Below are 251 nucleotides of genomic sequence, written 5' to 3' on the forward strand. Positions count from 1 at the left end.
CTTGGACGAATCGGGAGTGCTTTCGCCAAAAAGGCACACGGGGCAGGGTTCCACGTAATTGGTTACGATCATCGAAGCGCAGGGGAGGATTCTTTATCCTTTGTCGAGCGTGTCACGTTTGAAGATTTGCTTGAGCGCTCTGATATCATCTCGATTCACTGTCCACTTACAGATGAGACGAAAAACTTGTTCAGTACAAAAGAGCTGCAGGCCATGAAGTCTTCCGCCTATCTGATCAATACAGCTCGCGG

General features: G+C 49.0%; 1 protein-coding gene. It reads left to right on the top strand.

Annotated features, from left to right (window positions below):
• Positions 1 to 251 (top strand): NAD(P)-dependent oxidoreductase (locus SB719_RS21575; protein ID WP_412159948.1); only part of this gene is annotated, 251 nt, incomplete at both ends.

The sequence above is a fragment of the Pantoea sp. SIMBA_079 genome (genome assembly GCF_046940275.1).
Lineage (GTDB): Bacteria > Pseudomonadota > Gammaproteobacteria > Enterobacterales > Enterobacteriaceae > Pantoea > Pantoea borealis.